This is a genomic window from Streptomyces caelestis (assembly GCF_014205255.1).
GTDB classification, from domain to species: domain Bacteria; phylum Actinomycetota; class Actinomycetes; order Streptomycetales; family Streptomycetaceae; genus Streptomyces; species Streptomyces caelestis.
This window is the reverse complement of record NZ_JACHNE010000001.1, coordinates 284,041-309,477: the sequence shown is the minus strand read 5'-3', so window position 1 is coordinate 309,477 and position 25,437 is coordinate 284,041. Positions and strand designations below refer to the sequence as shown.

The following is a 25,437-nucleotide window of genomic DNA, read 5'->3' as shown; positions in this document are numbered from 1 at the left end:
AAGATGCCCGGTCAGGCTCCTCGAACCAGGGAAACCACCGGGATCGGTGGTGGCGCGCGCTGTGAGCACGTCGTCGTCGTGCGCGTGCACCTGATCGAGGAAGGGGAAGTCGCCGGGGACGTACGACGAGCCGGGCGAGCGGCTCCACCGGTACGGGACACGCCGCGGATCGCCCGTGCCGTGCAGGACACCTCCGCCCGGTCGGCGACGTGACACAGGAACCGCCACGTCGGGAACGTCGAGCCGGTAGTCGACGGGCTTGATCCAGCGCCTTGTCGAGAAGCCGGTCGAAGCACGCGTCCGTCTTCCGGTCCGGCCGGGACGAGAGCCTCGGTATCCAGTACGCGGGAAGCGGCGATCGGCGCACCTTATCGAATTCCGAACCCGCTAATCTGGAAATACGAGAACTCGTCGGTGATCGAGGGCGTGTCCGCACCCGCTATTCTCACGGCTCACGGACGCTTTCCCAGGAGAAACCCATGGGCGACTATTACGACCTCGGCACGCACGGCCGTCCCGTCACCACGTCCTCCGCCGAGGCCCAACTCTGGTTCGACCGCGGCCTGGTATGGACGTACGCCTTCCACCACGGGGAAGCCGTCGCCTGTTTCGAAAAGGCCGCCGAGGCGGACCCGGAGTGCGCGATGGCGTACTGGGGTATCGCCTACGCGCTCGGCCCGAACTACAACAAGCCCTGGGAATTCTTCGACGACGACGAGTTGGTGCGGACCGTCGAACGCACGCATAACGCGATCGAACGGGCCCACGACAAAGCCGTGAACGCCACACCGGTGGAACAGGCCCTCGTCGGCGCGCTGCGGGCCCGCTACCCGCAGCCGGAGGCCGTCGAGGACTGCTCGGTGTGGAACGAGCCCTACGCGAACGCGATGCGCGCGGTCTACGAACTGGCGCCCGGCGACCCGGACATCGCCACCCTGCACGCCGACGCCCTGATGAACCTCACTCCGTGGCAGCTGTGGGACCTGGCCACCGGTCAGCCGGCCGAGGGCGCACGGACCTCGGAGGCCAAGGCCGTGCTGGAAGGCGCGCTCGGGACCGACGCCGGCGCTCGGCACCCCGGGGTTCTGCACCTGTACATCCACCTGATGGAGATGTCCCCGACACCGGAGCAGGCCCTCACCGTCGCCGACCGGCTGCGCGGCATCGTCCCCGACGCCGGGCACCTGCTCCACATGCCCTCGCACCTCGACGTCCTGTGCGGGGACTACCGCCAGGTCGTCGCGGCCAACAGCGCCGCGATCGCCGCCGACGAGAAGTACCACCGGCAAGCCGGCGCGATGAACTTCTACACCCTCTACCGGGCGCACAACTACCACTTCAAGATCTATGGGGCCATGTTCCTCGGCCAGGCACAGGTCGCCCTCGACACCGCCGCCGAGCTGGAAGCCGCCATCCCCGAAGAGCTGCTCCGTGTGCAGAGCCCCCCGATGGCCGACTGGCTCGAGGGCTTCCTGGCCATGCGCGTCCACGTACTGATCCGCTTCGGCCGCTGGGCCGACATCCTCGCCCTGCCGGCCCCCGCCGACCAGGAGCTGTACGTGGTGACCACCGCCATGCGGCACTACGCCCGGGGCGTCGCCCTCTCGGCCACCGGGGAGGTCGACCGGGCGGAGGCCGAGCGCGAGCTCTTCCGCGCGGCGGTGCGCCGGGTGCCCGAGTCGCGGACGCTGTTCAACAACACCTGTCGCGACATCCTCGCCGTCGCGGCGGCCATGCTGGACGGAGAGCTCGCATACCGCAAGGGCAACCACGACCTCGCCTTCGCAGCCCTGGAACGCTCCATCGAGCTGGACGACAACCTTCCCTACGACGAGCCCTGGGGCTGGATGCAGCCCACCCGCCACGCCTACGGGGCCCTGCTGCTGGAACAGGGCCGGGTGGCGGAGGCCGAGGCGGTCTACCGCGCGGACCTCGGCCTCGACGCCACCCTGCCCCGCCCTCTCCAGCACCCCGGCAACGTCTGGTCCCTGCACGGCTTCCACGAGTGCCTGCTCCGGGCGGGCAAGACCGCCGAGGCGGCTCTCGTGACCCAGCAGCTCAAGATGGCGACCGCACTGGCCGACGTCCCGATCCAGGCGTCCTGCTTCTGCCGCCTGAACACGGCGTCCGGTCCCGAGCCGGCTGACGGGTGCTGCCACTGACGCGTCAGCCAACCCGACTGGACCACAGGGACCGAACGGCCGCCGCTCAACGTGCCGTTGGCGACCGCGGTGCCCGACGCATCAGGACGACGCCGTACACGACGATCCACACCACCCACATCAGCCAGCCGACGAGGCCGAGCAGACCGAGCGGGCCGGTGTGGTCGATGACCAGCGGGGCGAGCACGGCCGAACCGAACAGCAACGCCGCCGCCACCAGCCCCCACCTGCCGTGCCACGGCCGGATCAGCCCGGCGCGCAGGCCGCCGACGGACAGGCCGACGAGCGCGAGCGCCAGGAAGGTGCATCGATCCCGTCGACCCTGAAGGCCTGGCCGGACCACGTCGTCCTGATGGGCCGCACGGCGGGCGAGACGCAGTCGGCCAAGGGCATCCCGGTCACCATCGTCGCCAGCCGTGGCGGCTCCTACGCGCCGGGCACGCCCCGCGAGGGATACGAGTACGTCCAGACCTACCTGACGGCGGTCCTTGCCGACCCTCGGCATGGACCTCCACTTCATCGTTCCGGAGCTCACCAGTCGCCGAGCGCCTGGCCGTCTGATGCCCGGGCCCGCCCGGCATGTTTGGACTGGTGCTCAGAGGCTACCCGGACCGTGACCCCGACGTCGGACACGGCTGGGAGTGAGCGAATCGTGGCGGGAGACAAGAAGGCCAAGGCGAAAGCCGAGCAGGCCAAGGGAAAGGCCAAGGAGACGGTCGGCCGGGCGGTGGGTAACGAGCGGCTGGAGGCCGAGGGCCGGACGAAGCAGTCGAAGGGCGACGCGCGGCAGGCCAAGGAGAAGGCCAAAGACGTTTTCAAGCACTGACGAGCGCCGAGTGAAGAGGGGCCATGCCGAGGAGGCAGGGCCCCTCTCCACGCACCCGTCGGCGACCTCGTGGGGCTCCATCCCGCGACACACCAGTCGCAGCTCAAGCCCTGACCACGGGTGTCTCCTCCAGAGGGAAGTGGCATGCCGCGTCGTGGACGGGTCCCCGGGGCGGAGGCGCGGGAACCGCCTCGGCGCACAGGTCCCGCACCTGCCGGCACCGGGTCCGGAACCGGCATCCGGACGGTGGGTCGGCCGGTGAGGGGATCTCACCGGTGAGCAGGATGCGCTGCCGTTCGCGTCCGCCGCCGGCCACGGGGGAGGAGGGGGCCGCCGACAGCAGCGCCTCGGTGTACGGGTGGCGTGGCCGCTCGTAGACCTCCTCCGTCGGGCCCGTCTCCATGATCTTGCCCAGGTACATCACGGCGACCCGGTCGGCGAGGTGCCGCACCACCGACAGGTCGTGCGAGATGAACACGTACGACAGTCCCAGCTCGTCCCGCAGGTCGCACAGGAGGTTGAGTACCTGCGCCTGCACCGACAGATCCAGCGCGGAGACGGGTTCGTCGCAGACGATCACCTCCGGCTCCAGCGCCAGGGCGCGGGCGATCCCGATCCGCTGCCGCTGTCCTCCGGAGAACTCGTGCGGGTGACGGCTCGCGTCCGACGCGCGCAGGCCGACCATCTCCAGCAGCTCGGCGACGCGGGCCGCCCGCTTCGACGGGGGTACGAGACCGCGGTGGGTCAGCCACGGCTCGCCGATCAGATCCGCCGCGCACAGACGGGGGTTGAGGGAACCGAACGGATCCTGGAACACCATCTGCACCTTCCGGCGCCAGGCGAGCAGCTCCGCACCCGACAACGCGAAGGGGTCGACTCCCTCGTACCGCACGGTGCCCGCGTCGGGCCGTTCCAGCCGCAGGAGCACCCTGGCCAGCGTGGACTTGCCGCAGCCGGACTCGCCGACGAGACCGAGGGTCTCCCCGCGCCCCAGGGTCAGGTCCACCCCGTCCAGCGCCCGCAGCCGGGTGCCGCCCCGCACGGTCCGCCGGACCGTGAAGCTCTTGGCCAGCCCGGTGGCCTCCAGCAGCGCCCCGTGCTCAGGCATCGGCCAGTTCCTTCCCGAAGTGGCAGGCGGCGGCCCGGCCGATCCCGGTGCCGGTCAGCGCCGGACGGTGGGTGGCACAACGCTCCCGGGCCATGGGACAGCGCGTACGGAAGGCACAGCCGGTCGGCACGGCTCCCGCATCCGGCGGGCTCCCCGGGATGGAGTTCAGGCGGGAGCCCCGGTGCCGCTCGGCCGGTACCGATGCCAACAGGCCCCGCGTGTACGGGTGGTGGGGTTTGCCGAACACCTCGGCGACCGGCCCGGTCTCCACCACCGTCCCCGCGTACATGACGGCGACCCGGTCCGCGTGCTCGGCGGCGAGCCCGAGGTCGTGCGTGATGAGGACGAGTGCCGTCCGCTGTTCGCCGCGCAGCTCGCCGAGGAGGTCCATGATCTGCGCCTGGACGGTGACGTCCAGTGCCGTCGTGGGCTCGTCTGCGATCAGTACCCTCGGCCGCAGGGCGACCGCCGTGGCGATCAGCAGGCGCTGACGCATCCCTCCCGAGAACTGGTGCGGATACGCGTCCGCCCGGGAGCGGGCCTCCGGAATGCCCACGCGCTCCATCAGCTCCACCGCCCTGGCCTTCGCCGCCCGCCGGGACATGCCCTCATGGATGACGAACGGCTCGGCGAGCTGGGTGCCGACCGTGAGGACGGGGTTGAGCGCGCTGAGCGCGTCCTGGAAGACCATGGCAACGCCGGGGCCGGCCAGTCGGCGTCTGGCCCGTGCTCCGAGCCCGAGCAGGTCCTCGCCGTCTAGGAGCACCTGCCCGCCCACCACCTCCGCGACCGGGTCGAGGAGGCCGGCGACGGCGTGCGCGGTCATGCTCTTGCCGCAGCCCGACTCGCCCAGCAGCGCCAGGGTCTCGCCCGACCGCACGGAGAAGCCGACCCGGCGGACGACGTGGACGGGCCCGGCCGGGGTGTGGACGTCGACGGACAGGTCGTCCACGACCAGGACGTCGGCCGGCGTGGGCGGTTCGGTGCCGGCGGGACGGCTGGCGCCCGGAGCAGCGGCCGTGTCCGGTCCGGCGACGGCCGAGCCACGAGTCGCCGGGCGCGTGTTCGCGCTGGGCGACCACCGGGAACGCCACCCCCTGCGCCGAACCCCCTCCCGCCACCGCTGCCCCGGGTCGGTCGTCATCCGGGCCCAGGAGGCGAGAACGGTCGCCGAGACGGTCGTCAGGACGATCGCGAGCCCGGGGAAGAGCGCGATCCACCACGCGCTCTGCAACTCCTGCCGCCCCTGGGCCACCATCAACCCCCAGCTGACGTCCGGCGGCTGGATGCCGATGCCGAGGAAGCTCAGCGACGACTCGGCCAGCATCACGAAGCAGAAGTCGAGCGCGGCGACGGTGAGCAGCGTCGGCAGCACACTCGGAGCGACATGCCGCCGGATGGCCGCCCAACTGCCCGTGCCGAACGTACGGGCCGCGTCCACGAACAGCCGGCTGCGCAACTCCGCCGCCTCGGCCCGGGCCGTGCGCAGGTACACGGGGATCCGGGCGACGGCCAGCACCAGCACGATGCTCGCCGCACTCGGCGAGAAGACGTACAGCACCACCACGGCCAGCAGCAGGGAGGGGAAGCTGAGGATCACGTCGGCCACCCGCAGCGACACGTTCTCGCGCCAACCGCCGTGATACCCCGCCCACATGCCCCACATCGAGCCGACGGCCAGCGAGCACAGCACGGCGGGCACCGCCACGGCCAGCGTCGTCCCGGCCGCGGTCAGCAGCCGCGCGGCGACGGGCCGGCCGAGGGAGTCGCTGCCGAGGACGTAGGCCCAGCCGTGGTCGAGACTGAAGGGAGGCCGGCCCGGGGCGCGCAGGTTCTGACGGGTCGCCAGGTCCCCGGCCAGCAGCGGTCCCAGGACGGCGCACAGCGCGACCAGGACCAGGACGAGGGCCGCCGCGCAGGCGAACCGGTCGCGGAGCAGCAGGGCGAACCACCGGCGCCGTACGGTCGCACCGCCCGTCTCGGATGTGGCTTTCCGCATCATGTCCCGTCCTTGGCTCATGCCGCCGCCCGCTGCCGTACCCGCGGGTCGAGAAGCCCGTGGCAGAGGTCCACCAGGATGTTGAGAGCGAAGATCGCCAGAGCGGTCAGGAGCACGGCCGCCTGAAGCACGGCGAAGTCGCGCTGGAGCACCGAGTCGATCATGAGCTTGCCGATCCCGGGCCAGCCGAAGATCGTCTCGACGACGACGGCCCCGTTGACCAGCCCCACGGCCAGATCGCCCGCGACGGTCAGCGCCGGTGCGGCCGCGTTGCGCAGGGCGTGCCCGAAGACCACCCGGGGCTCGGAGGCCCCCTTGGCGCGGGCCACCTTCACGTACGGGGCGGACAGCGCGGAGACCATGGCGCCCCGCACCACCTGGACCAGTACGCCGAAGGGGCGGATCAGCAGCGTGGCCACGGGCAGCACCCACGCCGCCGCGCCGCTCGTGCCGGAGGTGGGCAGCCAGCCCAGCGTGACCGCGAAGACCAGCACGCCCATGATGGCGATCCAGAAGTCGGGGACACTGGCCGCCGTGGAGGACAGGAAGCTCGCGATCCGGTCGGTCGCCGAGTTGGGGCGGTAGGCCGCCAGGCTGCCGATGACCACGGCGCCCACGATGGCGAGCAGCATCGTCCAGCCGGCGAGCTGAAGGGTGGCGGGGAAGGCCCGCAGGACGGCCTCGCCGGCCGGCTGGGCGGTGCGCAGCGACTCGCCGAAGTCCAGGTGGGCGACCTGGGCGAGATAGTCGCCGAACTGGCTGATCAACGGGTCGTCCAGGCCGTTGCGGGCGGCGAACTCGGCCCGCATCTCCGGCGTCGCGCTCAGCGGCAGGTAGAGGTTGGCGGGGTCGCCGGTGAGGCGGGCCAGGAAGAACACGCCGAGGACCACCACGAGCAGCGGGATGACGCTGGAGACCGCGCGGCGGCGCAGCAGGGTCAGCACGTGATGTCCTCCCTCAGTCGGCGCGCCGCATGTCGGCGAGCCGCATCTCGTCGTTGGTGGACGGGTCGGGCCGGTAGCGGACCTTGGGGGAGAGGGCCAGCAGGCCGGTCATGTTGGCCATGACGGCGTCCCGTACGACCTTGTCGTTCTGGTGGGCGAACGCGTCCGCGAACGCCTTCTGCCGTTTCCCGCCCGAGGCGAGCTGGGCCCGTTCGATGAGCGTGTCGAGCGCGTCGGTGCCGTAGCTGCTCTGGGCGCCCTCGCTGCCGTAGATCTGCGCCATCGTGAACGCGGCGTCCCCCGCCTGGTTGCCGTGCTGGGCCTGGAGCAGGGTGGGGCCGGTGTCGCCGGCGGGGAAGGGGCGCAGCAGGTACTCCAGCCAGGCGTTGACGTCGAGCATCTTGATCCTGACCTTCAACCCGGCCTTGATCAGGCCGTCCTGGACGACTTCCATCGCCTCGGCGGCCTTCGGGTAGATGCCGTTGCGGCCGATGATGGTGAGGGTGATGTCGGTGCGGACTCCGTCGGCGCGGGCCTCGGCGACGAGTCCCCGGGCGCGTTCCGGGGCGTAGGGCCAGGGCCGGACGCGCGGGTTGTGGCCGGTGACGCCCTTCGCCACGAGCTGACCGGTGGGCCGGCCGGCGAAGACCGCCGTGACCAGCCCCTCCCGGTCGATGGCGTAGTTGACGGCCTGCCGGACGCGGATGTCGTCCAGGGGCGGCTTGGTGGCGTCCATCCGCAGGTACGAGACCTCGTTGGTGGCGAACTCGACGGCCCGGTCGCCCGCTCCGTCCTCCGGCGCGAGGCCGATGGCGACATCCGCCTCGTTGTTCGTGACCATCGCCGCGCGCACACTGCCCTCGGCCCGCCAGACATAGGTGGCGGCGGCGAAGTCGGGGGACTTGCCCCAGTAGCCGGGGAAGCGCTTGAGCCGCAGGTACCGGCCCTGGTTCCACTCGTCGATCCGGTAGGGCCCCGTGCCGACCGGCTCGCGGACCCGGGAGTCGGGGTCGGTGCTCGTCGGCACGATCTCGACGAAGGACAGGCGCAGCGGCAGGATCGGGTCGGGCTTCGCCGTGGTGACCCGGAGCGTGGTGTCGTCGACGGGCGTGGCGGTGAGCTCGCTGTCGGCGAAGATGTAGCCGTCGACGTTGCAGTCGATGCCCGAGTCCGTGGCGCGCTTGACGGAGAACGCGGCCGCGGCCGCCGTGAACGGCGAGCCGTCGTGGAAGGTGACACCCTCGCGGAGGGTGAAGGTCCACGAAGTGGCCGAATCACGGGTCCACTTGGTGGCGAGGGCGGGTTCCAGGCGTCCGGTGGACGGTTCGCGCTCGGTGAGGGCCTCCGTGATGTTGGCCCGTGTCACCCGGCCCGTCGCGGTCAGTGAGGCGTCACAGGGTTCGAGCGTCGGCGGTTCCTCGGGCAGGACGATGCGCAGGGTGTCCGGGCCGCCCCCGATGGGGTCGGCACCGGCGACCGAGCAGCCGGAGGCGGCGAGCAGGACGGCGAGGGACGCGACCATCGGACGACCGCGGGATAAGCCTGAACCGGTCACTGCGCCTCCGCGTTCACTCGCGTACACAACAGAGAACGTCGTTTAGATATATGGACGATGCGTGGGCGATCATTATTGGTCTGGCGAGACGGAACGCGTCAAGGGGTCTGCGCCGGTTCCCAACTCGTCGTACCCCTTGACGTGTTGATTGCCGTCCTAAAACATTCGGGAAGCTCGATTGGTTCTGCGCGGTTCTGTTCACTCCCGAAGGGAATCCATGTCCAGCAGACATCGCCTCGCTCGTGCACTGGCGGCCGGCGTCCCCCTTGCACTCGGCGCGGGACTCCTGGCCGTGCCGCCTGCCGCTGCCGCCGAACCGCCCGGCAGCGCCGTCACGGTTCGGATCGACCCGTCCTACCGGCAGCAGGAGTTCGAAGGATGGGGGACGAGCCTCGTCTGGTTCGCCAACATCACCGGCCGCTACCCGGAACCCATCCGGCAGAAGCTCGCCGACATGCTGTTCGGTGAGGACGGCCTCCGCCTCAACATCGCGCGCTACAACATCGGCGGCGGCAACGCCCCGGACGTCCGCAAGGACTACATGAAGGTCGGCGCGACGATGGACGGCTTCTGGAAGGCCCCCGCGGGCACCACCAGGGAGGACACCGACTGGTGGAACCCCGGCGACCCCGACCACTGGGACTGGTCCGCCGACCCGGGCCAGCGCTGGTGGCTGGACCGGGTCAAGAAGAAGGTGACCCGCTGGGAGGCGTTCAGCAACTCCCCGCCCTGGTTCCAGACCGTCAGCGGCTACGTCTCGGGCGGCTTCGACGCCAACACCGACCAGATACGGGCCGACCGCGTCGACGACTTCGCCACCTACCTGGTCAAGGTGACCGAGCAGCTGGAGAAGAAGCACCGCATCAAGTTCGACACCATCGCCCCGCTCAACGAGCCCAACACCAATTACTGGGGCACCCAGATCGGCCCCGACGGACAGCCCACCGGCGGCCGCCAGGAGGGCGCGCACGCCGGCCCGGAGCTCCAGCAGAAGGTCGTCCTGGCCCTGCACCGCGCACTGGAGAAGTCGAGAACCCGCGCGACGATTTCCGCGATGGACGAGACCAACCCGAGCACCTTCGTCCGCAACTGGAACGCCTACGACAGCTCCGCCCGCGCCGCCGTCGACCAGCTCAACGTGCACACGTACGGCACCGGCATGCGCACCAGCGCCCGGGACAGCGCCAAGGCCGCGGACAAGCCGTTCTGGATGAGCGAGGTCGAGGGCACCTGGGGGACCGGCACCGACTTCACCGGCATGGAACCGGGCCTCGGCATCGCCACCCGGGTCGTCGAGGACATCCGTGAACTGGAGCCGTCCGCCTGGGTGTTGTGGCAGCCCGTCGAGGACTCCATCCCGCAGGCGGCGGCCGGCAAGAACTGGGGCAGCATCCACATCCCCTTCAACTGCACCGCGAAGGACACCCTGGAGACCTGCCCGATCCGGGCCAACACCAAGTTCCACACCCTGCGCAACTTCACCCACCACATCCGGCCCGGCGACCACTTCGTCAAGGCCGACGACCCCTCCAGCGTCGCCGCCGTCCGCAAGTCCGGCCGCGGGGCGACCGTCGTGCACGTCAACAGCGGCACGACCCCGCGCGCCGTCACCCTGGACCTCTCCCGGTTCAAGCGCGTCGCCCCCGGTGCCACCGTCACGCCCGTGGTGACCAGCGCCGACGGAGCGCTCGTCCGCGGCACACCGGTGAAGGTGAAGGACGACTCCGCCACGGTGACCGTCCCGGCGAAGTCGGTCACCACCCTCCTCGTCGACGGGGCGTCCGGCACCGCCGAGGACGCCGCGCTAGTCCAGCCCGGCCACGTCTACCGCCTCCAGGGAGCCCAGAGCGGCAAGTCCCTGGCCCCGTCCGCCGACGGTGACGGCGTCGTCGTCCGTACGGCCGATCCGGCTGCCAAGTCCCAGCTGTGGTCCGTGAAGCAGCTGACCCGCGGGGACGGCAACCGTGACCGCTACGCCCTCGTCAACGCCGAGACGGGCAGGCGCCTCGCCGTACGGGACGACGAGGCCGTCCTGGAGGAAGCGGACACACCGGCCGCGCAGTGGATCATGTCGACCACCGGGGACGGCACCTGGACCTTCGTCAACGCCGCCACGGGCCGGCTGCTGGACGTCGTCGGGCAGTCGACGGCGGACGGCGCCCGCGTGTCGGCCTTCCTCCCGACCTCCCACGCGAGCCAGCGCTGGGCCGTGACCGACGAGACGGTGCTGCGTACGCAGCCGGCCAAGGCGTTCACCGTCCCCGGCCGCGCGCCCGAACTGCCCGGCACCGTGACGCCCGTCTTCCGGGACGGTGCCCGGGGCGCCCTCCCCGTGCGGTGGACGCTGCCCTCCGAGGCACGCTGGAACAAGCCCGGGACGGTACGGGTGAAGGGCAGGGCGACCGACGCCCTCGGACGGACCGTCCGCGCCGAGGCGGTCGTCACCGTGGACACCATCGCCTCCACCCTCCCGGCCCGCGCCAAGGCCTACACCGGCGGGCGGCCCGGCCTGCCCGCCACCGTCACCGGCGTCGGACGGCACGGCGGCACCGCCGAGCTCCCGGTCACCTGGGACCCCGCACCCGACGGCGCGTTCGACGACGCCGGAGTGGTGACCCTGCGCGGCACCGCCCACGTCCCCGGCGGTACCGAGGCGGCGGCGACCGTACGCGTCCAGGTCACCGCGCCCCGGGAGAGGAACGCCGCGCCCGACGAGGGCGTGACGGCCGGCGCGACCTACACCGAGAGCGGGTACTCCGCCGAGGGCCTGCGCAACGGGAACACGTCCGAGAAGGCCTGGTCGAACTGGAGGTCCGGCACGAAGAACCCCTCCGACACCATCACCTTCACCCTGCCCGAGGCACGTGATCTGGGCCGGGTGGTGACCCACTTCCACCGTGACGGCACCAACGTCAGCTTCGCGGAGTCCCTCAAGGTGCAGGTGCGCGGGGCCGAGGGCACCTGGACCGACGCGAGCGAAACCGTGCCCGTCGGCACCGAGGGCGCGCCCGTCGCCGACGTCCCGGTGCGCAGTTCCGGCCCGGTGACCGGGGTCCGCGTGGTCATGACGGCCCGGCCGGGCGGCTACATCACCCTCGGGGAGATCGAGCTGTTCGCCAGGACACCCGGCTCCTCCTCGGACGCCGCAGCCGCCTCGATCGAGGTGGACGGCGTGGCGATCGGCGCCTTCGACCCGGACCGGACCGGCTACCGGGTGACCACCGACCGCCCGGACCGGGCGAAGGTCACCGCCACGCCGCGCGACCCGTACGCGGACGTGACCGTTCGCGAGGAGACATCACGCGTGGCCGTCGTGACCGTGAGCAGCGAGGACGGCTCGAAGACACGGCAGTACAGGATCGAGCTGACCCGCTCCTGACGCAGCAGAACGCGGGGCGTGCCGACCGGACACGCCCCGCGTTCTTGTACGTCAGGGCTCAGACCGCCGGAGCCGGGAACGTCGGGTACTCCACCCCGGACACGTGCTGCACGACACGGATGACCTGGCAGGAGTAGCCGAACTCGTTGTCGTACCAGAGGTAGAGGATGGCGTTGTCGCCTTCGACCTTGGTGGCGCCGGCGTCGACGATCGAGGCGTGGCGCGAGCCGATGAAGTCGCTGGAGACCGCGTCGGGCGCGCTGATGAAGTCGATCTGGCGCTTCAGCGGCGAGGTCAGGGACACCTCGCGCAGGTAGTCGAGGACCTCCTGGCGGGTGGTCTCGCGCGCGAGCTGGAGGTTGAGGATCGCGATGGAGACGTCCGGCACCGGGACCCGGATGGAGCTTCCGGTGATCTTCGCCTTGAGCTCGGGCAGCGCCTTGGCGACGGCGGAGGCGGCACCCGTCTCGGTGATGACCATGTTGAGCGGCGCGCTGCGGCCCCGGCGTTCGGACTTGTGGTAGTTGTCCAGCAGGTTCTGGTCGTTCGTGAACGAGTGGACGGTCTCTACGTGGCCGCGCTGGACGCCGAACTCGTCGTCCATCGCCTTCAGCGGCGGCACGATCGCGTTCGTGGTGCACGAGGCGCAGGACAGGATCTGCTCGTCCGGCTTGATGGTGTCGTGGTTGACGCCGTGCACGATGTTCGGGACGTCGCCCTTGCCGGGCGCGGTGAGCACGACCTTGTCGATGCCGGGGCGCAGGTGCGTGGACAGGCCCTCGCGGTCGCGCCACTTGCCGGTGTTGTCGATGAGGATGGCGTCCTTGATGCCGTACGCCGTGTAGTCGACCTCGGACGGGTCGTTCGCGTAGATGACCTTGATCGCGTTGCCGTTGGCGACGATCGTGCTGTTCGCCTCGTCGACGGTGATCGTGCCCTGGAACTGGCCGTGGATGGAGTCGCGGCGCAGCAGCGAGGCGCGCTTGACGATGTCCTGCTCGCCTCCGCCGCGCACGACGATGGCCCGCAGGCGCAGGCCGTTGCCCGAACCGGCCTTCTCGATGAGCAGCCGGGCGACGAGCCGGCCGATGCGGCCGAAGCCGTAGAGGACGACGTCGCGTCCCTCACGGCGCTCGATCTTGTTGGCTCCGGTGGCACCGGCGACGGCCTCGGCGGTGAACTCCGCGACCGACAGACCGCGGTCGTCCTCGCGGTACGTGGCGGCGAGCATGCCGATGTCGATCTGGGACGGCCCGAGGTCGAGCTCGGCCAGGGTCTGCAGGAACGGCAGCGTCTCGGTGACGGAGAGCTCCGCACCGGCGATCTGCCGGGCGAACCGGTGGGTCTTGAGGAGGCTGACCACCGACTTGTTCACCAGGGAGCGGCTGTGCAGCAGGACGGTCACGTCCCGCTCCCGGTGCAGCTTCCCGATGATCGGGATCATCGACTCCGCGATCTCCTCGCGGTTCTTCCAGTTGGTGAACGAGTCGTCGTTGACAGTCACAGATCCATCTTTCGAGCTAGGCGGCGCTCATATGTTAAACCGTCGATTTCTGGATCATGAACGGGGTGCCTCGGGAGCGTTCCGCCGCCGGAAGGTCCCGCTCCACGAGCCCCTCGCCGCGTCGCCTGGGATGATCGGGGCAGAGCCGCCACGTGACTCGGAACGGAGCCCCCACGCGAAAGGGACGCTCATGGACTTCGACGCTGTGGCCGACGAGTTGTACGCCCTGCGGCCGGAGGAGTTCACCGCCGCCCGCTCCTCGGCCGTGGCCGCCGCCCGCACCGCCGGCGACCGTGAACTCGCCGAGCGGATCGGCGCGTTGCGCAAACCCAGCCTCGCGGCCTGGGCCAGCAACCTCCTGGTCCGCAGCCGGCCCGGCGACGTCGAGCCCCTGCTCCGCCTGGGCGAAGGCCTACGGCACGCCCACCATGCCCTGGACCGCACCCAACTGCGCGAACTGAGCCGGCAGCAGCACGCGCTCATCCGCGCCCTGTCCGCTCAGGCCCGGCAGCTCGCCGCGGAGGCCGGCCATCCGATCGGCGAAGGCGTGCAGCGCGAGGTCGAGAACACCCTGCACGCCGTCCTGGCCGACCCCGAGGCCGCCGAGGCATGGGCGAGCGGCCGGCTGACCAAGCCGCTCAGTGCCGCAGTCGGCTTCCCGGCCGTCGCACAGAGCGCCGTCGCGCAGAGCGCCGTCACGGACAGTGCCGGGACGCAGCGCCGCCCCTCCGCCGCGACGGCCCCCTCCCGTGCGGACCGCGAGGCCGGCGAGCGACAGCGGCGACGACTGGCCCAGGCCCGGAGGGAGGCCGAGGCCGCAGACCGGGAGCTGCGGGCGCTGAAGGACGAGGCGGCGGCCGCCGGCCGGGCCGCGGAGGAGGCGACACAGCAGGTGGACCGCCTCCAGCGGCGCGTCACCGAGCTCACCGAGGAACTCGCCCGCACCAGGGAGGAGCACCAGCAGGCCCGCTTCGCCGAGCGGTCGGCCCGGGAACGGGCACGCACGGCCGACCGCCGCGTTCGCGAAGCCGACCGCAAAGCCACGACGACCGCCGCCCAACTCGAACGCCTGACCGCATCGGACGACCGGTAGGCGGACCGGTTCTCATGGGACGGGCCGGTTCTCAGCCGGGCACCCGAACCGCGCCGGACCGCACGAGGTGCGGTCCCCGGGTGCGGGCGCCGCCGGGCCGGGCGGCACGTCGGCCCGGGTGAGAGCAGGCGCGTGGCCGTGCTCGCCCCGCGCGGCACGGTCCGTAACGACCTGGCTGGGCCGGGTAGGGCAGCGCGCTCCTGCTGTACTCGGCGGGGGAGTTGAGCCGAGGTGGGGCCGAGAGCCGTGGTCGAGGGGAACCCGGGTGTCGTCGCGGCCGTGCACGACCAGGGCGGGTTTGCCGTACGGGTCGCCGCCGTGCCGTGCCGGTCCGCGCCGGGTGGTGTCGAGGCCCTGGCCCATCCGACGCGCCCACGCGGACCCAGGGCGACCAAACCGGCGCTCCCCGCGCCCGTACCCCCCTTGTCGCAGCCGTGGTTCCGGCCCAGCGCGCCGACATGGCGCCCCTGCCGTCGAGGGCCGGATGGCCGACGAGGCCATGGCCGAAACGGTGCGGGTGGTGCTGGCGCGACACGGACGCGGCTGACACCATCCCGCCACCGCATCGAAGCGCGATCATCGATGGCGTGACAGAGCTCACAGTGTGCCAATCGGGGCGCCGTACCAAGCCGCACACGCGCCACACCCAGCCGCACCCGCGCGACACCAAAATTGAACCGTTCGTTTTCTTGAACCATTCGTGTTTGTGCGGATAGGTTGTCCGCCATGACCGCATCCCGGACCCCGACCACCGCCGAGGAGCTGCGCGGTGCCGGCCTGAGAGTGACGGCCGCCCGCGTCGCACTGCTCGAGGCCGTGCGGGACGGTGATCACCTCGGCGCCGAGGCGATCGCCTCCGAGGTACGCGGCCGCGTCGGCCACATCTCCGTCCAAGCCGTGTACGAGGGGCTCCACGCACTCACCGCGGCCGGACTCGTACGCCGCCTCGAACCACCCGGCAGCCCGGCCCTCTACGAGGGACGGGTCGGCGACAACCATCACCACCTCGTGTGCCGGTCCTGCGGGGCCGTCGCCGACGTCGACTGCGCGGTCGGCCACGCCCCCTGCCTGACCGCGTCCGACGACCGCGGCTTCGCCGTCGACGAGGCCGAGGTCATCTACTGGGGCCTGTGCCCCGCCTGTTCCACCGCCCGCAGTTCCTGAGCGATGTGATCCACCCGAGCACCGTGATCCACCCCGTCCGGAAGGATTTCCATGACTGAGAACCACGACGCGATCGTCACCGACGCGAAGCAGGAGGAGACGAGCGGCGGCTGCCCCGTGGCGCACGGCCGCGCCCTGCACCCGACCCAGGGTGGCGGCAACCGTCAGTGGTGGCCGGAGCGCCTCAACCTGAAGATCCTTGCCAAGAACCCCGAGGTGGCGAACCCCCTCGGCGAGGAGTTCGACTACGCCGAGGCGTTCAAGTCCCTCGACCTCGCGGCCGTGAAACGGGACATCGCCGAGGTGCTGACCACCTCGCAGGACTGGTGGCCCGCGGACTTCGGCCACTACGGCCCCCTGATGGTCCGTATGGCCTGGCACAGCGCGGGCACCTACCGCATCAGCGACGGCCGCGGCGGCGCCGGCGCCGGCCAGCAGCGCTTCGCCCCGCTCAACAGCTGGCCGGACAACGGCAACCTGGACAAGGCCCGCCGTCTGCTGTGGCCGGTCAAGAAGAAGTACGGCCAGAGCATCTCCTGGGCCGACCTCATGATCCTCACCGGCAACGTCGCCCTGGAGCAGATGGGCTTCGAGACCTTCGGCTTCGCCGGCGGCCGCGAGGACGTCTGGGAGCCCGAGGAGGACGTGTACTGGGGCCCCGAGACCACCTGGCTCGACGACAAGCGCTACACCGGCGACCGCGAGCTGGAGAACCCGCTCGGCGCCGTCCAGATGGGCCTCATCTACGTCAACCCCGAGGGCCCGAACGGCAACCCGGACCCGCTCGCCGCGGCCCGCGACATCCGTGAGACGTTCCGCCGCATGGCGATGAACGACGAGGAGACCGTCGCCCTGATCGCCGGTGGCCACACCTTCGGCAAGACCCACGGCGCGGGCCCGGCCGACCACGTCGGTGACGACCCCGAGGCCGCCTCCATGGAGGAGCAGGGCCTGGGTTGGCGGAGCACCTACGGCACGGGCAAGGGCGGAGACGCCATCACCTCCGGCCTGGAGGTCACCTGGACCTCGACGCCGACCCAGTGGAGCAACGGGTTCTTCAAGAACCTCTTCGAGTTCGAGTACGAGCTCGAGCAGAGCCCGGCCGGCGCCAACCAGTGGGTGGCCAAGGACGCCCCGGAGATCGTCCCGGACGCGCACGACTCGTCGAAGAAGCACCGTCCGAAGATGCTCACCACCGACCTGGCGCTGCGCTTCGACCCGATCTACGAGCCGATCTCCCGCCGGTTCTACGAGAACCCGCAGGAGTTCGCGGACGCCTTCGCCCGTGCCTGGTTCAAGCTGACCCACCGTGACATGGGCCCGAAGTCGCTGTACCTCGGCCCGGAGGTCCCGGAGGAGACCCTGCTGTGGCAGGACCCGCTGCCCGAGGCCGAGGGCGAGGCCATCGACGACGGGGACATCGCGATCCTGAAGACCAAGCTCCTGGAGTCGGGTCTGTCCGTTTCGCAGCTGGTGTCCACCGCCTGGGCCTCGGCGTCCACGTTCCGCGGCAGCGACAAGCGCGGCGGTGCCAACGGCGCCCGTATCCGCCTGGAGCCGCAGCGCAGCTGGGAGGTCAACGAGCCCGACGAGCTGGCGCAGGTCCTGCGGGTCCTGGAAGGCATCCAGCAGGAGTTCAACTCCGGCGCCGGTGCCAAGAAGGTGTCGCTGGCCGACCTGATCGTCCTCGGTGGCACCGCCGCCGTCGAGAAGGCCGCCAAGGAAGCCGGCTACCAGGTGGAGGTTCCCTTCGCCGCGGGCCGTGTGGACGCGACGGAGGAGCACACCGACGCCGAGTCGTTCGCCGCGCTCGAGCCGATCGCCGACGGGTTCCGCAACTACCTCGGCAAGGGCAACCGCCTGCCGGCCGAGTACCTGCTGCTCGACAAGGCGAACCTGCTGACGCTGAGCGCCCCCGAGATGACCGTCCTGGTCGGCGGCCTGCGGGTGCTGGGCGCCAACTACCAGCAGTCCCAGCTCGGTGCCCTCACCGCGACGCCCGGCTCGCTGACGAACGACTTCTTCGTCAACCTGCTCGACCTGGGCACGACGTGGAAGGCGACCTCCGAGGACCAGACCACGTTCGAGGGCCGCGACGCCGCCACGGGCGAGGTCAAGTGGGCCGGCAGCCGCGCCGACCTGGTCTTCGGCTCGAACTCCGAGCTGCGGGCGCTCGCCGAGGTCTACGCGAGCGACGACGCGAAGGAGAAGTTCGTGAACGACTTCGTCGCGGCGTGGGTCAAGGTCATGAACCTGGACCGGTTCGACCTGGTCTGATCACACCCGCCTGACAGGACGCCCCGGGCCGGCCGGCCCGGGGCGTCCTGCGTCTTTCCGGGACGGCTTTCCTGGGGGATCGTCAAAGACCGTTCAAGGTAAGAACATCACTTACCCAACTCTCACCATGAAACGGTAAGAATCGCGGCCGGGCGCGGATTCGGGCATACGTTCTGGTCGTGAACTCACCTGCCACCGCTCACAGAGGCGCCGGCCCTGAACCGCACCCCTTCGCCGGTCCACGGCCGACCACAGGCGGCACCGTCCGCCGCACGCTCCTGCGCACCGCGCTGACCGGGGCCGCAGCCCTCGGCCTCACAGCCGCCCGCCCGGCCACCGCCGGCACGAGCGTCCCCTCCGCCGGCCCGCGGCCCAGTACCCCGCAGGAAGCCCTCGCGGAACTGGCCGCCGGCAACCGCCGCTGGCGCGCCTTCCGCGAACGCCACCCGCACGAAACCCCCGCGACTCGGCGGACATTGACCACCGCTCAGCACCCGTTCGCGGTCGTGCTCGGCTGCATCGACTCACGCGTGCCCCCGGAACTGGTCTTCGACCAGGGGCTGGGCGACCTGATGACCGTGCGCACCGCGGGCGAGGTCCTGGACGAGGCCGTCCTCGGCAGCGTCGCCTACGGCGTCCTGGAACTGGGCATCCCCCTGGTCGTGGTGCTCGGGCACCAGTCGTGCGGCGCGGTGCGTGCCGCGGTCGAGGCGGAGAAGTCCGGCGGGCGCCTGCCCGCTCACATCCAGTACCTCGCCGACCAGATAAGCCCGGCCATCGACCACAGCGCGGAAGGGGACGCGCGGATCGACGCCACCGTCGACGCCAACGTCCGCCTCGTCCGCTCCCGGCTGGCCGCGGAGCCCGACCTCGCCGCCAGGATCAGCGCCGGCACGCTGGCGATCGTCGGCGCCCGCTACGAACTGACCAACCAGGCGGTCCACCGCGTCGGTTGAGGGGCACCCGGCCCGCTGTCGCCGCAGCGGGCCGGGCCGCTCCGTCACGCCCGCAGCGGGTTGCAGCGCGCCGCCGCCATCAGGTACCAGGCGGTCGCGCCCGTGTGCCGGTAGGGGTAGTAGCCGAAGCCGAACCCGGTGTCCAGCGGACTGCTCGCGGACACCACCCCGGCCCGCTCGGGCAGCGCCTTGCCGCCGACGGTCTGACCGCCGCCCAGCAACTCCTGGGCCTGCTCGGTCGACGCGAGCAGCCGCCGGGCGCGCGCCTCGTCACCACGCTTCCCACGGTCCCGCAGGGCGAGCGCGAGATGAGCCGTCCCCTCGAACCACACACCGTTGCGGTCGGGCTTGGGCTGGCCCGCCGCGATCGGCGCGTCCTCGTTCGCCACGAGACTCGCGGAACTGAAGGTGACGCCCTCGTACGACTGCCCCGCGGGCACCGTGCTGTTCGTGCGGCCCGCGTGGTCCAGGACGGCCAGCTCCGCTGCGGCCCAGTCCAGCGACCGGGCGTACTCACCCGTGCGGGAGCCGAGCGCGAGGTGGGTCCAGGTCTGGGTGTCCTCCGGAATCGGGGACTTGTTGACGGTCACGCCGTCGTTGGTGCCTGTGTAGAAGAAGCCCCCGGCCGGCTCCCACATCCTGCGCACGAAGGCCTCGGCCCCATCCCGCCGCTCGAGCCACACCCGGTCGCCGGTCAGCCGGGCGAGCCGGCCGAAGAGACACACCAGGTCGGTGTTGTGCTCGGTCGACGTGAAGGGCAGCCGCTGGTTCGCCCCGTCGACCCCGAACTTGTAGCCGCCGAGCGGCTCGTCGGTACGGCCGGTCCGCTCGATCCACTCGCCGATCCGCACGGCACCGGTGAGGAAACGACGCGCCCCGGTGCGGCGGGCGAGGGCGCTCAGGGCGATGCCCGCCCAGGCCATGTCGCCCACCGCCGTGCCGGTGAAGCCGAACTGCGTACCGACGTTGGCGGTGCCGTCCGCCCGTACGAAGCCGTCGGGCTGCGGCGAGCCGTCGTAGAAGGTGTACGGGCCGACGTTGTAGGCCTGCCGGAGCCTGCCGTCGTCGTACGCCGGGTCGTGCGTCTGCGCGTAGAGCAGGGCGTCGCCCAAGGCCGTTGCCCTGGCCAGGCTTTCCGGCCGCCGGGCCGCGAGGTGGGCCAGGATCGCCAGGGCGTTGTCGTACGTGAAAGCCGTGCTGAAGAGGCCCGCCTGGTCGGTGTAGCTCTGGGTGAGGCGGATGCTGCCGTGGTCGGAGTAGGCATCCATGGCGGCGGCGAGAAAGGCGCGCCCCCGGGCTGGGGCCGACAGCGGGCCCGCGCCCGCCGAAGCGGCACCGTCCCAACCGGCGGCGTCCGAACCGACCGCCAGGGCCTGTCCGGAGGCTGCCGCGGCGATCCCCGCGGCGCTGATGCCGAGGCCGGCACCGATGAGCGAACGCCGGCTCAGCGCCGGGCCTAGTCTGCCAGTCATGGATCTCCTTTGAGAGCGCTCTCAGCACTGGGCGCTCATTGTGCTGGGGCCCTGGAGGCGGGTCAACGCCCCGGCGGGAAAGGAGACTTCCACGGGTGTTTCAGGGGAAGGCGAACGGCGGGTGGATCACTCGCAGACGATCTCGTCACGCGGCGTGTAGTGCGTGCGGAACGGCTCCCGCTTCACTTCCCGGCCGTCGTTGTAGAAGACGCGCTCCACGGTGACGTCGAACCCTTCGAGCGGCGTCTGCGGCACGCACTCCTTGTCGTCGCTCACCTTCTTCTCGGGCTTCTTCACCTCGGTGCGCGGACCCTTGACCGACTTGATCTCGTCGTACTTCCTGGTGCCGAGGAAGGAGACCGTCACGGACGTGTCCGTGGACTCGGCCTGGATGTAGATCGCCTTGCCGGAGTCGTTGGTGAACCTCAGGTCCAGGCTGCCCCAGGCCACCGTCGCCTCGCGGCCCTCCGGGTAGCGCTCGATGTAGAAGGAGTGGGCGCCGTGCTCGACGGGCTTGACCCCGGCGAAGAACAGCGCGTTGTACACGGTCGTCGCCACGGCCGAGACGCCGCCGCCCGAGGCCTTCGTGAACTGGTCGTTGAGGATGATGACGCCCTCGACGAAGCCGTTGGCCTCGGTGCGCTCACCGACGGTCCGGTTGAAGCTCCAGGTCTCGTCCGGTCTGACGAGGGAGCCGTTGATGAGTTCCACGGCCCGGCCGATGTTCTTCGTGCGGTATTCCGCCGGTTCGAAGTGGACGGTGAAGGAGGACATCTTCTCCGTCAGCCCCAGCTCCGCGGCGTTCTCGCGGGTGATCTCGGGCTGGATCCTGTCCACGGCCACCTCGCCGCTGCGGTTCGCGCCCGACTTGGTGAGCAGTGGCAGTACCGCCTTGCCCAGAGCCCTGTCGGTGACCTTCTGGCCCACCGTGGCGTCCTCGGCGACCACGGCCTTGTCGCCGTCCGGCCGCAGCCTGGCGTTCTCGGCGGTGGTGGTGACGTCGTCCAGGGGACCGGCCACGGCGGGATCATCGCGCAGCCCCTCGGCGTCCAGCTCCGGTCTGAGTCGTCCGCTGCCGTCCGGCCGCATCACCAGGTGCTCGCCCAGCACGGCCTGCCCGACGGTGAACCGCTCGTCGCCCGCGGTGAGCGTGACGGGCGCCGACATGGCCGGCTCGGCGAACGTGCGCACCGCCCGCCGTACCTCGTCGGCCGTGACCTTCGGCCGGGTCTCGCGGGCGGGCAGCGGCGTGGCCGAGCGGATGTCGCCCCGCAGGAAGGAGGAGCGCAGCGGGCCGATCGCACCGTTCACGTCCAGCGCGTACCCCGTGCGCGGTACGACCTGCTCGACCCGCTCGTCGTCGAAGGCGACGGCACCGTCGCGGACCTTCTGGTCGAGCCCCTTCGCCAGCCGGCCGAGGGCGGCCCGGGCCTTGTCCTCGTCGAGGCGCACGACCGGCTCGATGTCACCGCCCGAGCGGAAGAACCCGCCGAACACGCTGACCGGGTCGGCGCCGGTGCGTGCCGCCCGGTCGACAGTCTCCCGGACGTCGAAGGAGAGCCCGGCACGTCGCGGATCGACCGTGCCCCTACGGTCACCGACCTTCACGGACAGCTCCCGCGCTCCGGCCGCCCCCAGGTGCCGCTCCAGCTTCCGCACCGCCTCGGCGCGGCTGAGGCCCCCGATCGCCACCCCGCGCACCGTCGTCCCGGAGTCGATCTCCCCGCCCGTCAGCATCAGCCCGGCGAGATACAGCCCGCCCACACCCACGACCAGCGCGCCGCCGGCCAGGGCCAGGGGCGGAAGGGACGTGATGCGCGGAACGGAGGTGATGAGGGGGCGCATGGGTCTCCTGGAGATCGACGACGACGGTGCACCCGATGACACGACGCTGCTGCGGGCAAACACATCAAGCTATCCACATCCGGGCGGCAAACCGGTATGGCCCAGACCACTTATGTCCGAGATCACGCCGGAACCGGCTGGTCCGTGCCCGCCCCCCCCGCCAGGGCCACAGAGTGATAACGACGAACAACTGTCCGATGGTTGGCGTGGTCTACGCCACCATGAAGATCTCTTTCCTGATACACAACGCCTACGGAATCGGAGGCACGATCACCACCACGTTCAACCTCGCCGGGGCGCTCGCCGAGCGGCACGACGTGGAGATCGTCTCCGCGTTACGCCACCGGGAGCATCCCCATCTCGTCCTGGACCCCCGGGTGCGGCTGCGCGCGCTGGTGGATCTGCGCAAGGAGGCGGACCATCCACTGCACCGGAGACCGGCGAAGGTGTTCCCGTCCGCCGAGTACCGCCACCGCCAGTACAGCGAGCTGACCGACCAGCGCATCGGCGAGTGCCTGGAGGCGCTCGACACCGACGTCGTCATCGGCACCCGCCCCGGCCTCAACGTGCACATCGCACAGCAGGCCCCGCAGCGCGTCCTGCGCGTCGGCCAGGAGCACCTCACCCTCGACAACCACCCGCCCGGGCTGCGCACCGCACTGCGCCGCGCCTACCGCCGCCTCGACGTGATCACCACCGTCACCGAGGCGGACGCCGCCGCCTACCGGCGCAAGATGTGGCTGCCCGGCGTCCACGTCGAGGCCCTCCCGAACAGCGTCCCCGATCCCGCGCTGCCTCCCGCCGACGGCACCGCCAAGATCGTGATCGCCGCCGGCCGGCTCGTTCCGGTGAAGCGCTACGACCTGCTCATCGAGGCGTTCGCCCAGGTCGCCGCCGCCTTCCCGGACTGGCAGCTGCGCATCTACGGCAAGGGCGAGGAACAGCCCAGGCTGCGAGAACTCATCGAACGACTCCGCCTGTGGAACCACGTGTTACTGATGGGGGCCGCCACCCCCATGGAGGCCGAATGGGCCAAGGGCTCGATCGGCGCGGCCGCGTCCGACTTCGAGCCGTTCGGCATGACCATCGTCGAGGCGATGCGCTGCGGACTGCCCGTCGTCAGCACCGACTGCCCCTACGGCCCCGGCGAGATCATCGAGGACGGTGCCGACGGCCGGCTGGTGCCGGTCTCAGACGCCGACGCCCTCGCCTCGGCCCTGCTGGAACTCGTCGGCGACGACGAACGGCGCCGCCGCATGGGCCGCACCGCCCTGGAGAACGCGCGCCGCTTCGCCCCGGGCCCCGTCGTCGCCCAGGCCGAACGCCTCCTGGAGGAGGCCCGCACCGCCCGGAGCACGGGCCCACGGACCGCCACTGCGGCGGCCCACCGAACCAACAGCGCACTCATCGGCCGGAGCCACGCCGCCCGCGACGCGGCCCACGCCGCGGCCACCGGCGCACTCCGGGCGATTCGGAAGGGACGACGATGACCACGCACCTCGACACCCACTTGCGCACCCACTGCGCGATCGACCGGGACGGCCGCATCACCTTCCGTCTCCCGCCGGGCCCGGCCCCCCGTCCGCAGTTGCTGCTCCGCCTGCGCCCCAAGAAGGGCCGACCCGAGACGACCCTCCACCTCCTCGACCTGGAGCCCGGCCGGGCCGACGGCCATCTGCACGCCGTACTGGAACCGCACCCGGTCCTCGACGAAGGCCGCTGGGACCTGTACCTGCTGCCGGAACCGGAAGCCGAACGACAGCGGCTGCGCCCCGGCCTCAAAGACCTGCGCGCCCTCGTCGACGGCCACCTCCGCGACCGGCCCTCACCGATCGCCGTGAGAGTCCCGTACGTCACGAAGGACGGCTTCCTCGCACTCAGGGCTTGGCGGCGCACCGCCCACGCCGAGGCCCGCGCCATCGACGTCACGGCACAGGCCCTGGCGGTCGAGGCCCGCCTGCACGGCGCCGAACTCCGCGAGGGCGCCACCGTACGGCTGCGCCTGCGGGGGAGCGACACCGTACGGGACCTCCGCCCCCGGATCGACGACGACGGCAGAGGCTTCTCCTTCACGGCCGGCCCCGAAGACCTGACGGGCGGCGCAGCGGGCCCGGGCCGGATCTGGGACGCGTTCGTCCGGCCCGCCACCGACGCGCCGCCGATCCGGATCGGCCGGCTCCTCGACGACGTGGCGGACCGCAAACACGTCTTCGTCTACCCGGCGCTCACAGCGGGCGGATCCTCCTCGCGCCCCTACTACACGGTCGACAACGACCTCGCGATCGAGGTGACACCGGCCGAATCGCCGATATGCCCGAAATGAAAAACCCTCGCCCCTCGGATGGTTATTTCGTCGATACCTCGCGACAGGCATGTGTGGATTCTGTGCAAAGCGGCGGCAAAAAGGTCAGACGCTCGTCCGCAAAAGCCGTAAACGCGAAGGGGACTTGCGGCAATAACCAAACTCAAGTACCTAGATGAATCATGAACCTGTTCAACCGCGTCGTGCCGTCCCGGCGGCAGGCGCCGTCTGTCCCCCCGCAGCGCCCCGTCGGCGCACCGGCTTCCCCCACCGCGGTCCTGCCCGACCCCGACCTGGTGAATCTGACCGGGGAATGGGTCGTCGACCCTGCTCACAGCAGGATCGGCTTCTCCGTCCGGCATGCCATGGTGACCACCGTGCGCGGTTGTTTCCTGGAGTACGAAAGCCGCCTCTACTTCGACGCGCGCAACCCCGCCCGGTCACGGGCCGACCTCACGCTGTTCACCGCCAGCGTCGACACCGGGGTGGAACAACGCGACGCCCACCTGGTCGGCCGTGACTTCCTCGATGCCGCGACGTATCCGCGTATGCGCTTCACCAGTACGGCGGTGGAACAGGCGGGAGCCGACCTCTATCGCATGTCGGGCGACCTCACCATCAAAGGCATATCGCGGCCGGTCCTGCTGGAGATGACCTACATCGGACACGTCACCGACCCCTTCGGATACGAAAGGGTCGGATTCGACGGCACCACCACCATCAACCGCTCCGACTGGGGTCTGACGTACAACAGCCGGCTGGCCGAGGGAGGTGCGATGGTGAGCGAGAAGGTGCGTCTGCAGTTCGACATCGCCGCCATCCGCACGGCCCCGGCGGCCGGCTGAACGCAT

Annotated in this window: 19 protein-coding genes and 1 pseudogene; 12 read left to right on the top strand and 8 right to left on the bottom strand. The window is 71.1% G+C overall.

The genetic code is table 11. The features are described from left to right. Positions 1 to 3 precede the first annotated feature (3 nt). Positions 4 to 213 carry a hypothetical protein gene (locus HDA41_RS01400; RefSeq protein ID WP_184979865.1) on the top strand — a complete coding sequence of 70 codons (210 nt, stop codon included), beginning with the start codon at positions 4 to 6 and terminating at the stop codon, positions 211 to 213. A 266-nt stretch (positions 214 to 479) separates the two neighbouring features. Beyond that, positions 480 to 2,162 carry a tetratricopeptide repeat protein gene (locus tag HDA41_RS01395; RefSeq protein ID WP_184979863.1) on the top strand — a complete coding sequence of 561 codons (1,683 nt, stop codon included), beginning with the start codon at positions 480 to 482 and terminating at the stop codon, positions 2,160 to 2,162. A 46-nt stretch (positions 2,163 to 2,208) separates the two neighbouring features. Here the strand turns inward: HDA41_RS01395 and HDA41_RS01390 are convergent, their stop codons facing one another. Next, positions 2,209 to 2,505 (bottom strand): hypothetical protein, encoded by a 297-nt coding sequence (locus tag HDA41_RS01390; RefSeq protein WP_221513016.1) that lies wholly within the window; start codon positions 2,503 to 2,505, stop codon positions 2,209 to 2,211. Here HDA41_RS01390 and HDA41_RS01385 point away from each other — a divergent pair. Continuing rightward, a pseudogene (locus tag HDA41_RS01385) lies at positions 2,389 to 2,698 on the top strand (NAD(P)H-dependent oxidoreductase); the annotation flags it as partial. The gene HDA41_RS01390 and the pseudogene HDA41_RS01385 overlap by 117 nt on opposite strands. Positions 2,699 to 2,814: 116 nt before the next feature. After that, entirely contained in the window at positions 2,815 to 2,988 is a 174-nt protein-coding gene (locus tag HDA41_RS01380) for a CsbD family protein (RefSeq protein WP_184979861.1), read from the top strand. A gap of 103 nt (positions 2,989 to 3,091) precedes the next feature. Here the strand turns inward: HDA41_RS01380 and HDA41_RS01375 are convergent, their stop codons facing one another. The 4 genes from HDA41_RS01375 to HDA41_RS01360 are packed head-to-tail and all read right to left on the bottom strand — an operon-like array spanning position 3,092 to position 8,561. Next, positions 3,092 to 4,096 (bottom strand): ABC transporter ATP-binding protein, encoded by a 1,005-nt coding sequence (locus HDA41_RS01375; protein WP_184979859.1) that lies wholly within the window; start codon positions 4,094 to 4,096, stop codon positions 3,092 to 3,094. Then, positions 4,089 to 6,098, bottom strand: a complete 2,010-nt coding sequence (locus tag HDA41_RS40870) for a dipeptide/oligopeptide/nickel ABC transporter permease/ATP-binding protein (protein ID WP_230299763.1) — start codon at positions 6,096 to 6,098, stop codon at positions 4,089 to 4,091. The genes HDA41_RS01375 and HDA41_RS40870 overlap by 8 nt, the downstream gene beginning before the upstream one ends. A gap of 14 nt (positions 6,099 to 6,112) precedes the next feature. Beyond that, complete coding sequence (locus HDA41_RS01365; protein WP_184979857.1) at positions 6,113 to 7,039, bottom strand: ABC transporter permease; 927 nt, start codon at positions 7,037 to 7,039, stop codon at positions 6,113 to 6,115. A gap of 13 nt (positions 7,040 to 7,052) precedes the next feature. Continuing rightward, on the bottom strand, positions 7,053 to 8,561 hold the full coding sequence (locus HDA41_RS01360; protein WP_184979855.1) for an ABC transporter substrate-binding protein: 1,509 nt from the start codon (positions 8,559 to 8,561) through the stop codon (positions 7,053 to 7,055). A gap of 250 nt (positions 8,562 to 8,811) precedes the next feature. Between HDA41_RS01360 and HDA41_RS01355 the strand changes: the two genes are divergently transcribed. Then, positions 8,812 to 11,973, top strand: coding sequence for an RICIN domain-containing protein (locus HDA41_RS01355; RefSeq protein WP_184979853.1), 3,162 nt, complete (start codon positions 8,812 to 8,814; stop codon positions 11,971 to 11,973). 58 nt (positions 11,974 to 12,031) lie between these two features. Here HDA41_RS01355 and HDA41_RS01350 read toward each other — a convergent pair whose 3' ends face one another. Further along, the gene (locus HDA41_RS01350) at positions 12,032 to 13,477 is read right to left on the bottom strand and encodes a glyceraldehyde-3-phosphate dehydrogenase (protein WP_184979851.1); all 1,446 of its coding nucleotides are present in this window, start codon (positions 13,475 to 13,477) and stop codon (positions 12,032 to 12,034) included. A gap of 190 nt (positions 13,478 to 13,667) precedes the next feature. Between HDA41_RS01350 and HDA41_RS01345 the strand changes: the two genes are divergently transcribed. From HDA41_RS01345 to HDA41_RS01325, 4 genes are all read left to right on the top strand, one after another. Beyond that, complete coding sequence (locus HDA41_RS01345; protein ID WP_184979849.1) at positions 13,668 to 14,570, top strand: hypothetical protein; 903 nt, start codon at positions 13,668 to 13,670, stop codon at positions 14,568 to 14,570. 726 nt (positions 14,571 to 15,296) lie between these two features. After that, a complete protein-coding gene (locus HDA41_RS01335; RefSeq protein WP_184979845.1) occupies positions 15,297 to 15,734 on the top strand; it encodes a Fur family transcriptional regulator in 438 nt (145 codons plus the stop codon). Positions 15,735 to 15,785: 51 nt separating this feature from the next. Beyond that, the gene (gene katG / locus HDA41_RS01330) at positions 15,786 to 18,011 is read left to right on the top strand and encodes a catalase/peroxidase HPI (RefSeq protein ID WP_184979843.1); all 2,226 of its coding nucleotides are present in this window, start codon (positions 15,786 to 15,788) and stop codon (positions 18,009 to 18,011) included. 179 nt (positions 18,012 to 18,190) lie between these two features. Then, positions 18,191 to 18,967 (top strand): carbonic anhydrase, encoded by a 777-nt coding sequence (locus HDA41_RS01325; protein ID WP_184979841.1) that lies wholly within the window; start codon positions 18,191 to 18,193, stop codon positions 18,965 to 18,967. A gap of 44 nt (positions 18,968 to 19,011) precedes the next feature. On the opposite strand, the gene HDA41_RS01320 is transcribed toward HDA41_RS01325, so the two are convergent. Both HDA41_RS01320 and HDA41_RS01315 read right to left on the bottom strand, forming a co-directional pair. Next, positions 19,012 to 20,439, bottom strand: a complete 1,428-nt coding sequence (locus HDA41_RS01320; protein WP_184979839.1) for a Tat pathway signal sequence domain protein — start codon at positions 20,437 to 20,439, stop codon at positions 19,012 to 19,014. A 126-nt stretch (positions 20,440 to 20,565) separates the two neighbouring features. Further along, positions 20,566 to 22,284 (bottom strand): VanW family protein, encoded by a 1,719-nt coding sequence (locus tag HDA41_RS01315; protein ID WP_184979836.1) that lies wholly within the window; start codon positions 22,282 to 22,284, stop codon positions 20,566 to 20,568. A gap of 221 nt (positions 22,285 to 22,505) precedes the next feature. On the opposite strand from HDA41_RS01315, the gene HDA41_RS01310 reads away from it, so the two are divergent. From HDA41_RS01310 to HDA41_RS01300, 3 genes are all read left to right on the top strand, one after another. Continuing rightward, positions 22,506 to 23,774, top strand: a complete 1,269-nt coding sequence (locus HDA41_RS01310; protein ID WP_184993040.1) for a glycosyltransferase family 4 protein — start codon at positions 22,506 to 22,508, stop codon at positions 23,772 to 23,774. Next, positions 23,771 to 24,607: a transferase gene (locus HDA41_RS01305; RefSeq protein ID WP_184979834.1), complete on the top strand. Its 837-nt coding sequence runs from the start codon at positions 23,771 to 23,773 to the stop codon at positions 24,605 to 24,607. Before HDA41_RS01310 ends, HDA41_RS01305 begins: the two co-directional genes overlap by 4 nt. A 161-nt stretch (positions 24,608 to 24,768) precedes the next feature. Continuing rightward, positions 24,769 to 25,431: a YceI family protein gene (locus HDA41_RS01300; RefSeq protein ID WP_184979832.1), complete on the top strand. Its 663-nt coding sequence runs from the start codon at positions 24,769 to 24,771 to the stop codon at positions 25,429 to 25,431. Positions 25,432 to 25,437 lie beyond the last annotated feature (6 nt).